This is a genomic window from Bradyrhizobium sp. LB13.1 (genome assembly GCF_054056815.1).
Genome location: NZ_JBSRYQ010000001.1, coordinates 1,146,140 through 1,159,648, shown reverse-complemented (window position 1 = coordinate 1,159,648; position 13,509 = coordinate 1,146,140). Strand labels below are relative to the sequence as shown.

Below are 13,509 nucleotides of genomic sequence, written 5' to 3'. Positions count from 1 at the left end.
GGGACTAAAACGGGCTCACCGAGAAATACCGCAGCCACAGATCCGTGTAGCGGCCTTTTTCCCAGACACGGAACATCGCCCAGTTCAGGGCCTGGCGCAGCACGTCGTTGCCCTTGCGCACGGCGATGCCGATGCCCTCGCCGAAGAAGCGGCTCTCGACGAAGGGGCCGCCGGAGAAGGCGCAGCAATCGCCGGAATCGGAGCCGTTGATCCAGAACGCGAGCGAGATGGCGTCGCCGAAGATGAAATCGACCTCACCCTTGCGTAAAGCACTCCGCATAACGTCGTCGTTGGGATACGGGTGCAGCTCGGCGTCGGTGAACATCGCCTTGAGATAGGCTTCATGCGCGGAGCCGGCGATGACGCCGACCTTCTTGCCCTCGAGATATTCGGGCCGGATCTCCGGCATCACCGCGTCCTTGCGCGAGGCGAAGCGCGCCGGCACGCGGTAATAGGGATCGGTGAAGTCGACGCGGGCGCGGAGCTGCGGGCTCACCGCCATCGAGGCAATGATGGCATCGCCCCGGTTGGAGGCGAGCGCGTCCACCAGCGTCTCGAAGCGGCGCATCTGCACCGTGCAGGTGACCTTGATCTCCTCGCACAGCGCGCGGGCGAGATCGACGTTGAAGCCGGCCGGATTGCCGTCGGCGCCGGTGTAGTTGAAGGGCGGATAGTCGGTCTCGGTCAGGAAACGGATCACGGTCAGGCGCGACAGGTCCGGCCGCTCCGGCCGCCGCCGCGGGTCCCAGAAGCCGGGCACGGCCTGCGGGGCCGCCTCGGGCCTCGCCTGTGGTGAGGCTTGGGGCGCCGCGGGAGGCTGCTTGGCCGGGGTCTGGGCCTGTGCGCCGGACAGGCCCGCGAGCAGACAAACGCCGGCCGCCAGCCCAAGCAGGACACGGCGCACGGTCTGAAGCGGTTTTACCTGTCGCGGTGCGGCCATTGGCGGGAAATGAACGAATTTCGTTGAGATCGGAGGGCCTTATAGACCATCCCGCCGGGAACGCGAGCGCCGATTGCGGTTAGACAAGGACCTTCAGAGATACCGCTTCAGCTCCACCGCGGCCTCTTCCGGCGTGCGCTTCAGGTTGAACGGCGAGACGAAGCGGCCGTCGCGGTCCATCAGATAGATCAGCGCGGTGTGGTCCATGGTGTAATCGCCGTCCTTGGTGGGGACCTTCTTGGCGTAGACCCGGTAAGAGGTGATCACCTTGGCGGTCTCGGCGGGATCGCCAGAGAGGCCTTCGAGGTGCGGGTCGAAGCTCGACAGATAGTCCTTCATCGCCGCGGTCGTATCGCGCTCGGGATCGACCGAGATGAAGACCGCGTTGACCTTGCCGGCATCCTTGCCCAGCGCGCGCAGCACTTCCGAGATCTCGAACAGCGAGGTCGGGCAGACATCGGGGCAATGGGTGTAGCCGAAGAAGATCAGGGTCGGCTTGCCCTTCAGGTTCTTGTCCGTGAAGGCCTTGCCGTTCTGGTCGGTGAGCTGGAACGGGCCGCCGATCGCGGCCGGCTGCGCCACCTTGCTGACTCCGCCCATGGCCCAGAATACGATCAGGAGTCCGAGAACGAGGCTTGCAGCGAAGGCGGTCGCGATTACCAGCGGACGGGCGGCTGAACTCATGGGCAGAAAACTTCCTATCGCGGGTCAGAAGCAGGCGGCAAAGCCAGTCCTGATCATTTCGAAGAACACTTGGCTGCCATAGTGGAACCAGAGCGCGAGCACGCCGAGCACGACCAGGCCGCCGACGCCAGCACCTGCCAACAGCAGCACGAACGGCGTCCGGCCGGCAGTGGGCGAATTGTCCGATACAGGATGGGTAGGGTGCAGTGGTTGAGCCATGACAACGATCGGGGCGAAGGCCCTGATTCCCAGGCTTTCAGATAGGCTTTGGGCCGCCTGGGGGCAAGGCGCCGCTGGCGACCCAAAAGGATCCCGTCATGCTGAGGATCTCAGTGAAAGACCTGGCCCCGAGCGGACTCGAGCTGTTCCGCTTCCGGCAGAGACCGGCGCGACGGCGGCTTGATCGCCGAGGCCTGCGCGTCCAGGTAGCAGGGCTTGTACATGGCCTGGAGCTGTCTGCCCCTCAGGAACAGCATATGCGGGGTGAGGCCGCCGCGCTGATTGATCCAGCGTTTCACCTGCGACGGATACATCGCATAGAGCATCTGGGTCGCTTCGGAATTGGTGACGGCGCGGCCATTGGTGCCGAAATCCCAGGCGGCGTGGAAGCCCAGCGTCGCATGCGAGGTCACACAGATACGGTCATGCGGGATGGCCCCGAGGACGATGGTGCAGGCCGAGGCGCAGAGGCCGTCGATGATGACGGTGTCGCCTGATTGTCGCAGATCCTGGTATCTGTCGACGTAGGTTCCAATCCGGCCGCCGCGGTCATCTGCGATCCGGACCACCGCGTGAGAAGCCCCCATGCTCGCGATCAGGAGAACCGCCGCGAGCAATCCCGTCAGAAATTTCATTATCCCCCGCCCCAGTCGAATTCGAATCTGTGTGTCAGGTGGTGATGCCCTGCTAGGGTCCGTCGTAACCGCGGCTTTGTCTAGGCATGCCGGCTCGCTCAAAACAAATTCAAATCCAGTGTTGCGCCCGCGCTGCACTCGGGCGGTCTTTTTCCCGAGGTGGAACAAGTTAACGATGGCTTACGCGCCATACTCTTGATCTCAGTTGCAACCGCTGGCTTCAATCCGGGCAACTACAGGGGGAACCGATGGAGGGGGAACACTTGGCTAAACAGATGGCTGAAGAGACAGACGTCATCGTCGTCGGCGCAGGATTGTCGGGCCTCGTGGCCGCAACCGAGATCGCCGATGCGGGCAAGCGAGTGATCGTGGTCGACCAGGAGGGCGAGCAGTCGCTCGGCGGCCAGGCGTTCTGGTCGTTCGGCGGATTGTTTCTGGTCGATTCGCCGGAGCAGCGCCGGCTCGGCATCAAGGATTCCTACGAGCTTGCGCTGCAGGACTGGCTTGGCACCGCCGGCTTCGACCGCGACGAGGATTTCTGGCCGCGCCAATGGGCCGAGGCTTATGTGGCATTCGCGGCCGGCGAGAAGCGCGACTGGCTGCGTGCGATGGGCCATCGCATCTTCCCCGTGGTCGGATGGGCCGAGCGCGGCGGCTATGACGCGATGGGCCACGGCAATTCGGTGCCGCGCTTTCATGTCACCTGGGGGACCGGGCCCGGCATCGTCGAGCCATTCGAGCGCCGCGCGCGCGAGGCCGTCAGAGGCGGCCGGCTGAGCTTCAGGTTCCGGCATCGCGTCGATGCGCTGTCCGTCACCAACGGCACGGTGGATGGCGTCAGCGGCGCCGTTCTCGCCCCCGACAACGTCGAGCGGGGCAAAAGCTCGTCGCGCAATGTCGTCGGCGAGTTTGCGCTGAAGGCACAAGCCGTGATCGTGGCGTCCGGCGGCATCGGCGGCAATCACGAGCTGGTGCGGCAGAACTGGCCGAAGCGACTCGGCGCGCCGCCGAAATTCATGATCTGCGGCGTGCCCGAGCATGTCGACGGCCGCATGATCGGCATCACCGAGACATCAGGCGCGCGGCTGATCAACCGCGACCGCATGTGGCATTATGTCGAAGGCATCCAGAACTGGAATCCGATCTGGCCGCGCCACGGCATCCGCATCCTGCCCGGCCCGTCCTCGATGTGGTTCGACGCCACCGGCACGCGATTGCCGGCGCCGCTCTTCCCCGGCTCCGACACGCTCGGCCAGCTCCAATACATCATGTCCACCGGCTATGATTATTCCTGGTTCATCCTGACCCAGAGCATCATCAAGAAGGAGTTTGCGCTGTCGGGCTCGGAGCAGAACCCCGATCTCACCGGCAAGAGCTGGCGGATGACCTTGCGCCGCGCCATCAACAAGGGCGCGCCGGCGCCGGTGGAAGCGTTCAAAAGCCATGGTGTCGACTTCATCGTGCGCGACAAGATCGAGGATCTCGTTACGGCGATGAACAAGCTCGCTGGCAGCGACCTCCTCAAGCTCGAGCACATCAGGATGCAGATCGAGGCGCGCGACCGCGAGATCGCCAATCCTTACGTCAAGGATGCGCAGGTGATGAACATCCACAATGCGCGGCGCTATATCGGCGACAGGCTGATCCGCACGGCTCCCCCGCACCGCATCCTCGATCCCGCGCAGGGACCGCTGATCGCGGTCAAGCTCAACATCCTCACCCGCAAGACGCTGGGCGGTTTCGAGACCGATCTCTCCTCGCGCGTGTTCGGCGAGGAGGGCAGCGTCATTCCGGGCCTCTACGCAGTGGGCGAAGCCGCCGGCTTCGGCGGCGGCGGCGTGCACGGTTATCGCTCGCTGGAAGGCACGTTCCTCGGCGGCTGCCTGTTCTCGGGCCGCAATGCCGGACGCGCGGCGGCGAAGGCGGTGAGCTAGATCATGCGGCGGTGGATGCGCATCGCGGCGCTTGTTGCGGCATTGGCCGCCACCTCGGCTGCGTCCGCCGATACGATCGACATCGACGGCGTGAAGCGGTCCTACACCGCGCAACTTCCGGCGAAGCGGCTTGTGCCGCTCGTGGTCGTGCTGCATGGCAAGACCCAGCGCGGCGCCGACATGATGACGCGGACGGCATGGCCGCAGGTCGCAAAGCGCGAAGGGTTTGCCGTGGTCTTTCCCGATGGCCTCAACCATGCCTGGGCCGACGCGAGGACCAAGGCGGGACCCGCGCTCCGTGGCCCGCCCGCAGCCACCGACGACGTCGCCTTCATCGCAAAGCTCGTCGAGAAGCTGGTGGCGAACGGCACCGCGGACCCTCGCCGCGTCTATGTCACCGGCATCTCCAATGGCGGCGCCATGGCGATGACGCTGGTCTGCGCCCGCGCCGATCTGTTTGCTGCCGGCGCGAGCGTGATCATGAATCTCACCGACGAGGCCGCCGTCACGTGCCATCCGTCGCGGCCGCTGCCGATGCTGTTGATGAACGGTACGGCCGACCCGCTGGTCCCCTACGACGGCGGCCGCGGATCGAGCTATTATGCCGCAGACGGGTTCTGGTCCACCGACGAGACGTTGGCGTTCTGGCGCAAGCTCAACGGCTGCGAGACCGACAACGCCGACATGACCGATTTGCCCGACAGGGCGCCCGCAGACCAGTCCACGGTCACACGGATCTCCTCGCGCTGTCCTGATGGGCACGACGTCGTGCTTTATCGCATCAATCGAGGCGGTCACCGCATGCCCGGATTTTCTCCGGATGCCCGCTTCCCGAAGGTCGCAGCCGGCCTGCTCGGGCCGCAGAACGGCGACATCGACGGCGCCGAGACGATCTGGACTTTTTTCAGCCAGTTTCCGTAGGGAGTGCATGCATCGACGGCGGCGCATGCGTGCTCGGGGTGGCACGGAGCAAGCCGCTGCGCTAGACAGGGCCGCCATTCAAAGGAGATCCCCCAATGAGCATTCAGCGTCTTGAAGCCGGCCCGCGCATGAGCCAGGTCGTCGTGCACGACAACACCGTCTATCTCGCCGGTGTCGTCGCCAACAACGCCGCCGGCGAAAGCGTGACCAAGCAGACCCAGGACATCCTGGCGACCATCGACAGCCATCTCGCCAAGGCCGGCACCGACAAGTCGAAACTGCTCTCGGCCACGATCTACATCACCGACATGAAGACGTTCGGCGAGATGAACGCGGTGTGGGACGCCTGGGTCTCGCCCGGCAATACCCCGGCGCGCGCCACCGTCGAAGCCAAGCTCGCAGCGGCGCAATACACCGTCGAGATCATGGTCACCGCGGCGAAGTAAGCTTACGACAACATTTACGCGCGGCTGAAGCGCGATGAAATATCATCGCGCTTCAGAGCGACCGCCGCAATCACGCCAACCGATACGCAGCCTTCGCATTCACGCCGAACGCCTTGTCGCGCACATGCGCGCCGAGCCTTATCAGGCACGCCTCCAGCGCATCCTTGATCTCGCCGTAGCTGCCCGCGAGCAGGCACACCGGCCAATCCGAGCCGAAGATCAGGCGATCCTCGCCAAAGCATTTCGCGGCGTGCGCGACGAACGGAAACAGCCGCTCCGCATCCCAATCGTTCCACACCGCTTCCGTCGCCAGCCCCGAGACCTTGCACCAGACATTGCCGCAGGCCCCAAGTGCGGCGATGCGATCGGACCATTCGTTGCTTCCACCGTCCGCGATCGGCGGCTTGGCGGCGTGGTCGAGCACGAAGCGCGCCTGCGGGAAGGCCTGTGCGGTTGCGATCGCCGCCGGCAGCTCGCGGGTGCGGACGAGGAAATCGTAGGCGAGATCGTGTGCGAACACCGCCGTGAGGCCACGCTGGACGTCCTCGCGCAGCAGCCAGTCCGGATCAGCCTCGTCATGCACCTGGTGGCGGATGCCGACCAGCTTGTCCCCGCCGGGCGAAGCGCGCAGCCGGTCCAGCGTTTCACCAAGTGCAGCATCGGTCAGATCAGCCCAGCCGACGACGCCAACGACAAATGGGTTTTCATGCGCGATCCGCAAAAAATCCTCGGTCTCCTCCAGCGCAGAGCGGCATTGCACCACGATGCTGGCGTCGATGCCGTTCGCTTCCAACAACGGCGCGAGATCGGCCGGACCGAGGGCGCGGCGAATCGGCGTGAGCTCGGGCGCATCCATCCAGGGATAGTCGGCGCGCGCCGGGTCCCAGAAATGCTGATGTCCGTCGATGATCATGCCTTACGCTCCGCCCGGCAATGGTGCGCGGACGTCGACGAGGTTTCGCGCACGCAGCTCCTGCCAGAACGCCGCTGGCACCGCCTTTTCCGACATCGCGATGTTGTCGACAACTTCCGCGGCATTGCGGGCGCCCATCACGGCGACCGTCACGGCCGGATGGGCCATGCAGAACTGCAGCGCGGCGGCTTTCAGCTCGGTGCCGTGCTTGCGGCAGAGCTCGTCGAGCGCGAGCGCACGGGCAACGAGTGCCGCATCGGCGTCCTGATAGTCGAACTTCGCGCTCGAGTGCGGATTGGCCAAAATGCCGCTGTTGTAGATGCCGCCGAGCAGGATGCCGATGTTCTTGGCGGCGCAGACCGGCAACAGCGCATCCAGCGCGCCCTGATCGAGCAACGTGTAGCGGCCGGCGAGCAGGAAACAGTCGACCGGAACGGCCTCTGCAAACCGCACCAGCATTTCCGACTGGTTCATGCCGGCGCCGATTGCCTTGACCGTGCCGTCGGCGCGCAGGCGCTGGAGCGCGCGGAAGGCACCGGCCACGGCGTCGTCATAGTGATCGTCGGGATCATGCACCAGCAAGACGTCGACGCCGTCGAGCCCAAGACGCGCCAGGCTCTCCTCCACCGATCGCATCACGCCGTCATAACTGAAATCGAACACCGGCCGCTCGCGCGACGTGCCCTTGTAATGCGCGTCCTCGGCGGCAGCCCCATCGGGCGCACGCAGCAGACGGCCGACCTTGGTCGAGATGGCGTAGGAGTCACGCGGCTGCTGCCGCAGGAATGCGCCAAGGCGTCGCTCCGCGAGGCCAAAGCCATACAGCGGCGCGGTGTCGAAGAAGCGGATTCCGAGCGACCAGGCGCGGGCGATCGTCGCTTCCGCATCGGCATCGCTGACGGGGGTGAACAATCCGCCGAGCGGGGCGGAACCGAGGCCGAGTGACGTGACGTCGAGAGAGCCGAGCCGCGACCTGTTCATTCCCATTGCCTTCCAAGAGCCTGCTTTCGAAAGTCCCGCTTCCGAAAGTATCGGTTCCAACAGCCAAGATCATCTCTCCCGCTTGCGAAAACCGCAAGCGGGAGAGGCACGCAGGAGCGCGGGGCTGGGGCCGCTCCTATTTCAACATCTGCGCAACGTTGTCCTTGGTCACGAGATCGAGGCCGGTATAGACGATCTCCGGCACCTTCTCGCCTTTCTTGATGGCGAGCAGCGTATCCATCGCCTTCTCGCCCATCTCCAGGGGACGCTGACCAACCAGCGCATTGGCATAGCCATCGCGCAACAGCTCGAGCTGCATCTTCAGCGTATCGGCGACCACAAGCGTGAACTTGCCGGAATCGATATCCTTCTTGTACCTGGAGGCGAAGGCCTTGAAGCCTTCGGGGGCGAACATCGGCCAGCCGCCGATGGGAACGATCGCGGCGAGGTCGGGCGTCGCAGTGCGCATGTCGGTCATCTGCTGAACCGCCAGCGCGGGATCGTCGTTGCAGAACGTCGGAGAGCCCGCGACTTCGGTCCATTTCGAGCCCTTCAGCGCCTCGCGGACGCCGTCGACGCGTTCGGCGAGGTTCTTGGCGCCGGGACCACCCGAGACCATGGCGTATTTGCCTCCGTCGGGCCGCAGCTTCAACAGTTGCTTGCCGAGTGCGACGCCGAACTCCTTGTTGTTGGTGCCGATATAGGCGATCCGCTTGGAGCCGGGTGCATCGGCATCGAAGGTGATGACCGGGATCCCGGCCGCGGTCGCCGCCTCGATCGACTTCGACATGGCCGCGACGTCGGCGACCGAGATCGCGAGGCCGTCGACCTTCTGAGTGACGAAGTCCTGAATGATCTGGGCCTGCGTCGCCGGCTCGTGCTCCACGGGCCCCTTGTAGATACACTCGATATTGCCGAGCTCCTTGGCACGCTTCAGGCAGCCGTCACGCGCGAAGTCGAAGAACGGATTGTTCATCGCCTTGGGCACGATCACGAAACGGTAGTTCGCAGCAAACACCGGCGTTGCCATCATCGCGACGGCGATGCCGGCAAGAAGAAATTTCTTCATCGTCTCCTCCACCCTTCTCTGGCGCCCATCCTCTTAAGATCGTCCGGGAAGCGGACAGGCGGCATTTTCGTTGCCTTCCCGGAACGACGTCATTTCAGATCATCCGCGAGCGGATGCGGTCGACCAGCACGGCCAGGATGATAATCACGCCCACCAGCGTCTGCTGCCAGTAGGAGCTCACCTGCGCGAGCACGAGGCCGTTGCGGATCACCTCGAGCAGCACGCAGCCGACGATGGCCCCTAACGGACCGCCGATGCCGCCGGCGAGATTGGCACCGCCGATGACGGCCGCGGCGATCACGTTGAGCTCGTAGGATGTCGCCATGTTAGCCGGCGCCGACCCAAGCCAGCCGGAGATGATGATGCCCTGGAGGCCCGCGGCGAGCGCGCAGGTCACATAGACCTCGATCTTCACCCGCACGACAGGGATGCCGGTGAGTTCGGCCGCCTTCTCGTTGCCGCCGAGCGCGAACACGTGGCGGCCGAAGCCCGTGTGGTGCAGCACCACAGCCATCGCCAGCGCGAGGACCACGAGATAGATGAAAGGCACGGGCACGCCGAGCACGTCGCCCGAGGTGAGCGCGTAGAAATAATCGGCATCCGGTCCACCAGGAAAGCTGCCGCGGCCGTTGGAGACGACATAGCCGAGCCCGCGCACGATCGAGAGCATGCCCAGCGTGGTGACGAAGGGCGACAGGCCGAGCACAGCGATACAGAAGCCGTTGACGAGGCCGGCGAGCAGCGCGACGCCGAGGCCGGCGAGGATCGAGAGCAGCAGGATCAGGCCGGGGACATTGGCCAGCACGGTCTTGCCGTCGGCCGCCATGTGGACGAACAGGGAGCCTGCGGCCGAGCCGGGTGACGACAGCTCGGTCATCACCATTGAGGTGATCATGGCGGAGAAGCACATCATCGAGCCGACCGACAGGTCGATGCCGCCGGTGATGATCACGAAGGTGACACCGAGGGTGGCGATGGCGATGAAGGAAAAGTTCTTCGCCACGTTCTGGATGTTGCCTTCGGTGAAGAAATACGGGCTGGCGAAATGCATGACCACCAGCAGCACCGCCAGCGCCAGCAGGACATAGCCGGTCTGGGAGGCAAAGATGCCGCGCTGCCACCATCTGATCCGGCCGACATTGGTGAAGCTGATCGGGGATTCCAAGGGCATGGCCATCACGCCGCCTCCTTCGCGCCGGTGATCAGGGCGGTGACCTCCTCGGGGGAGGTCTGGTGGATCGGCTTGTCGGCCCGCTTCTCGCCACGGCGCATGACGACGACGCGATCGCACACCGCGAACACGTCGGGCATGCGGTGCGAGATCAGCATCACCGCAACGCCCTGCTCCTTCAACCGGTGGATCAGGCCGAGCACCTGCTCGACCTGGCGGACCGAGATCGCGGCCGTAGGCTCGTCCATCATCACCAGCCTGGCGTTGGAGAGCCGCGTCCGCGCGATCGCAACCGCCTGGCGCTGTCCGCCCGACATCTGCTTGACGAGATCGTCGGGGCGGGTTTCCGAGCGCAGCTCGCCGAACAGCTCCAGCGCACGCGCCGCCATCGCCTTGTGATCGAGCAACGCGAGCGGGCCGAAGCTGCGCTTCAGCTCGCGGCCGAGGAAGACGTTGGCGGCAGCCGTCAGATTGTCGGCGAGCGCAAGGTCCTGGTAGACGACCTCGATGCCGACGCCGCGGGCATCGACGGGCCGGTTGAAATGAACCGCGCTGCCGGCGAAGCGGATTTCGCCGTGGCTGGGGCGGAAATTGCCGGCGATGATCTTGACCAGCGTCGACTTGCCCGCACCGTTGTCGCCCATCAGGCCGACGACCTCGCCGGGGAGAACCTGCAGGTCGACGCTGTGAAGCGCGCGGATTGCGCCGAACTCCTTGCCGATACCGGTCAGCTCGAGGACCGGTGTCGCTTCAGTATTTGTCATCAGCGGCCTTCCTCAGACGTAGCGGTTGACCAGGGATTCCAGATATTCCTGCCGGCCCGAGCGCGGCTGCGGGTCGAAGCCCGGGCCGAGCGCGCGGTCGGCAAGTTCGGCGAGCGAGCGCTGGCCGCCAAGAATGGCGCGGCCCTCGGGCCCGGCCCATCCCTCGTAGCGTTTCGCAAGCGGCGCAGTGAGGGCGCCGGCGTCGAGCATGTCCGCGGCAGCGAGGAGGGCGCGCGCGCAGGCATCCATCGAGCCGACATGGGCATGGATCAAATCATCAGGGTCGATCGACTGGCGGCGGATCTTGGCGTCGAAATTCAGGCCCCCCGAGGTGAAGCCGCCACGGTTCAGCACCTCGTGGAACACCAAAGCGAGCTCCGGCACGTTCATCGCGAACTGGTCAGTGTCCCAGCCGAGCAAATCGTCGCCACGGTTGATGTCGAGCGAGCCGAACACACCCAGCGCCTCGGCAAGCGCGACCTCGTGATGGAAGGAGTGACCGGCGAGGATCGCGTGGTTCTGCTCGATGTTGAGCTTGACGTCCTTCAGCAAATCGTAGCGCGCGAGGAAGCCGTAGCAGGTGGCAACGTCGAAATCATACTGATGCTTGGTCGGCTCCTTCGGCTTCGGCTCGATCAGGATCGGGCCCTTGAAACCGATCTTGTGCTTGTGCTCGACGACGAGGGAAACGAAGCGGCCGAGCTGGTCGAGCTCACGCTTGAGGTCGGTGTTGAGCAGCGTCTCATAGCCCTCGCGCCCGCCCCACAGCACGTAGTTCTGGCCGCCGAGCCGGTGCGTCACCTCCAGCGCGGCGCGGACCTGGCCGGCGGCATAGCTGAATATCTCCGGGTCCGGATTGGTCGCCGCGCCCGCCATGTAGCGGCGATGCGTGAACAAATTGGCGGTGCCCCAGAGCAGGCGCACTTTGCTTGAGGCCATCTTCGCTTCGAACAGGTCGGCGATCGCATTGAGGTTGGCGACGGACTCGCCGAGCGAAGCGCCTTCCGGCGCCGCATCGACGTCGTGGAAGGTGAAAAAGGGCACGTCGAGCAGGCGGAACAGCTCGAAAGCGACGTCGGCCTTGGCGCGCGCCTGCGCCATCGCATCGGTGCCCTGGTGCCAGGGCCGCAGGAACGTCTCGCCGCCAAAGGGATCGCCGCCCGGCCAGCACAACGAGTGCCAGTAGCAGACCGCAAAGCGCAGATGGTCCTCCATCCTGCGGCCATGGACGAGACGGTCCTTGTCGTACCAGCGGAAGGCGGGCGTGTTTCCCGCATCCTTGCCGGCGAAGGCGACAGGCGCGCTTGCATCGAAGAATTTCACTGACGCGTTCACTCAGGCACACTCCTTCAACGCAGGATAAAGCTCGCGCCAGCGGCGATAGGCCTCGTCATAGGCTGCGCTGACGGATGCGCGAGGCGTAAAGCTCGCAAGCCGCCGCGGACGGGTGCAAACCGCAGCAGCGTCTTCGCCGGTGGCGGCGAGCCGGCCGAGCCTGGAGGCGCCGAGCGCCGCGCCGACCTCGCCTTCTTCGACGCGGTGGACGGGAATGCCGAGCACATCGGCGCAGATCTGCGCCCACAGCGGCGAGCGCGAGCCGCCGCCGACGAGATCGACTTCGGGAAGCGGCCCGCTCGCCGCGCTCAGCGCCGCGAGATTGTCGCGCGCGGCGAAGGCGACGCCTTCGAGCACGGCCTGAACGATCTGGGAGCGCCCGGTCGCACCACGCAGGCCGACGAAGGCGCCGCTGGCGGCGGCATCGTTGTGCGGCGTGCGCTCGCCGTCGAGATAGGGCAGGAATTTGACCGGGCTCGGTCCATCGACGTGCTCGCCGAGCGGCGCCAGCAGCGCAGCGGCCGGCGTCTCCATCACGCCCGCGAGCCAGGCCAGCGATGCCGCAGCCGACAGCATCACGCCCATCTGATGCCAGCGGCCGGGCAGCGCATGACAGAACGCATGCACCGCCGAGGCCGGCGCCGGCGCGAACCGATCGGTTACGCGGAACACCACACCTGAGGTTCCCAGAGACAGGAACGCATCGCCCGGTGCGATTGCGCCGAGCCCGATCGCGCTCGCGGCGTTGTCGCCGGCTCCTCCGGCCACCACGACATCCCGAGCCATGCCCCAGCGTTGCGCGTAGTCCGGCGCGAGCACCGCGCTGACATCGCTGCCTTCGACGAGGCGCGGCATATGGTGCAGATCGAGCCCCGTGGCATGCAGCAGCAGGGCCGACCAGCGGCGCAGACCGACGTCGAGCCACAGCGTGCCAGCCGCGTCCGACATGTCCTCGACCATCTCGCCGGTCAGGCGATAGCGCACATAGGCCTTCGGCAGCAGCACCTTTGCGACCCGCGCGAAGATTTTCGGCTCGTGCCTGGCGACCCAGAGCAGCTTCGGCGCGGTGAAGCCGGGCATGGCCAGATTGCCTGATATCGTGTGCAGCGATGGGCAGCGCCGCTCCAGCGCGACGCATTCGGCGTGCGAGCGGCCATCGTTCCAGAGGATCGCGGGACGCAGCGGCCGTCCATCCTCATCCAGCAGCGTCGCGCCGTGCATCTGGCCGGATAGCCCGATGCCGCGCACCTGCGCGACCTCACGCGGATGGCGGGCAGCAAGATCGTCGACTGTGCCGATCGCCGCATCGACCCAGGCATCGGGATCCTGCTCGGACCACAGCGGCGCGGGATGCGACAGCGACAGCTCGCGCGCCGCCGTCGCGAGGACCGCGCCGGCTTCGCTCACGAGCACCGCTTTCACACCGGATGTGCCGATGTCGATTCCGAGATACACGCTATCCTCCCTGTCGCCTGTTGCGGTGCGCGAGCTCAGAGT

14 protein-coding genes are annotated in these 13,509 nt (G+C 65.6%); 3 read left to right on the top strand and 11 right to left on the bottom strand.

Annotated elements, in window-relative coordinates:
• Positions 1 to 4: 4 nt before the first annotated feature.
• The 4 genes from ACVWYI_RS05435 to ACVWYI_RS05420 form a co-directional block, all read right to left on the bottom strand.
• Positions 5 to 940: a transporter substrate-binding domain-containing protein gene (locus ACVWYI_RS05435; RefSeq protein ID WP_456661433.1), complete on the bottom strand. Its 936-nt coding sequence runs from the start codon at positions 938 to 940 to the stop codon at positions 5 to 7.
• Between the two features lie 93 nt (positions 941 to 1,033).
• Positions 1,034 to 1,624, bottom strand: a complete 591-nt coding sequence (locus tag ACVWYI_RS05430) for an SCO family protein (RefSeq protein ID WP_456661432.1) — start codon at positions 1,622 to 1,624, stop codon at positions 1,034 to 1,036.
• Positions 1,625 to 1,648: 24 nt separating this feature from the next.
• Positions 1,649 to 1,843 carry a hypothetical protein gene (locus ACVWYI_RS05425; protein WP_247338648.1) on the bottom strand — a complete coding sequence of 65 codons (195 nt, stop codon included), beginning with the start codon at positions 1,841 to 1,843 and terminating at the stop codon, positions 1,649 to 1,651.
• A gap of 110 nt (positions 1,844 to 1,953) precedes the next feature.
• Complete coding sequence (locus ACVWYI_RS05420) at positions 1,954 to 2,478, bottom strand: hypothetical protein (protein ID WP_354103203.1); 525 nt, start codon at positions 2,476 to 2,478, stop codon at positions 1,954 to 1,956.
• A gap of 275 nt (positions 2,479 to 2,753) precedes the next feature.
• Between ACVWYI_RS05420 and ACVWYI_RS05415 the strand changes: the two genes are divergently transcribed.
• From ACVWYI_RS05415 to ACVWYI_RS05405, 3 genes are all read left to right on the top strand, one after another.
• Positions 2,754 to 4,412, top strand: coding sequence for an FAD-binding dehydrogenase (locus tag ACVWYI_RS05415; protein WP_456661431.1), 1,659 nt, complete (start codon positions 2,754 to 2,756; stop codon positions 4,410 to 4,412).
• Between the two features lie 3 nt (positions 4,413 to 4,415).
• The gene (locus tag ACVWYI_RS05410) at positions 4,416 to 5,333 is read left to right on the top strand and encodes an alpha/beta hydrolase family esterase (protein WP_456661430.1); all 918 of its coding nucleotides are present in this window, start codon (positions 4,416 to 4,418) and stop codon (positions 5,331 to 5,333) included.
• A 95-nt stretch (positions 5,334 to 5,428) separates the two neighbouring features.
• Positions 5,429 to 5,779 carry a RidA family protein gene (locus tag ACVWYI_RS05405; RefSeq protein ID WP_354053114.1) on the top strand — a complete coding sequence of 117 codons (351 nt, stop codon included), beginning with the start codon at positions 5,429 to 5,431 and terminating at the stop codon, positions 5,777 to 5,779.
• Between the two features lie 70 nt (positions 5,780 to 5,849).
• Here ACVWYI_RS05405 and ACVWYI_RS05400 read toward each other — a convergent pair whose 3' ends face one another.
• The 7 genes from ACVWYI_RS05400 to xylB all read right to left on the bottom strand — a co-directional run bounded on the left by ACVWYI_RS05400 (position 5,850) and on the right by xylB (position 13,467).
• Complete coding sequence (locus tag ACVWYI_RS05400) at positions 5,850 to 6,692, bottom strand: amidohydrolase family protein (RefSeq protein WP_456661429.1); 843 nt, start codon at positions 6,690 to 6,692, stop codon at positions 5,850 to 5,852.
• Positions 6,693 to 6,695: 3 nt separating this feature from the next.
• The gene (locus ACVWYI_RS05395; protein WP_456661428.1) at positions 6,696 to 7,673 is read right to left on the bottom strand and encodes an aldo/keto reductase; all 978 of its coding nucleotides are present in this window, start codon (positions 7,671 to 7,673) and stop codon (positions 6,696 to 6,698) included.
• Between the two features lie 136 nt (positions 7,674 to 7,809).
• The gene (locus tag ACVWYI_RS05390) at positions 7,810 to 8,742 is read right to left on the bottom strand and encodes a sugar-binding protein (protein ID WP_247448373.1); all 933 of its coding nucleotides are present in this window, start codon (positions 8,740 to 8,742) and stop codon (positions 7,810 to 7,812) included.
• 94 nt (positions 8,743 to 8,836) lie between these two features.
• Entirely contained in the window at positions 8,837 to 9,919 is a 1,083-nt protein-coding gene (locus ACVWYI_RS05385; RefSeq protein WP_456651769.1) for an ABC transporter permease, read from the bottom strand.
• Positions 9,919 to 10,677: an ATP-binding cassette domain-containing protein gene (locus tag ACVWYI_RS05380; protein WP_456651770.1), complete on the bottom strand. Its 759-nt coding sequence runs from the start codon at positions 10,675 to 10,677 to the stop codon at positions 9,919 to 9,921. Before ACVWYI_RS05380 ends, ACVWYI_RS05385 begins: the two co-directional genes overlap by 1 nt.
• A gap of 12 nt (positions 10,678 to 10,689) precedes the next feature.
• Complete coding sequence (gene xylA / locus ACVWYI_RS05375) at positions 10,690 to 12,012, bottom strand: xylose isomerase (protein WP_354053110.1); 1,323 nt, start codon at positions 12,010 to 12,012, stop codon at positions 10,690 to 10,692.
• Entirely contained in the window at positions 12,013 to 13,467 is a 1,455-nt protein-coding gene (gene xylB / locus ACVWYI_RS05370; protein ID WP_456661427.1) for a xylulokinase, read from the bottom strand.
• Positions 13,468 to 13,509 lie beyond the last annotated feature (42 nt).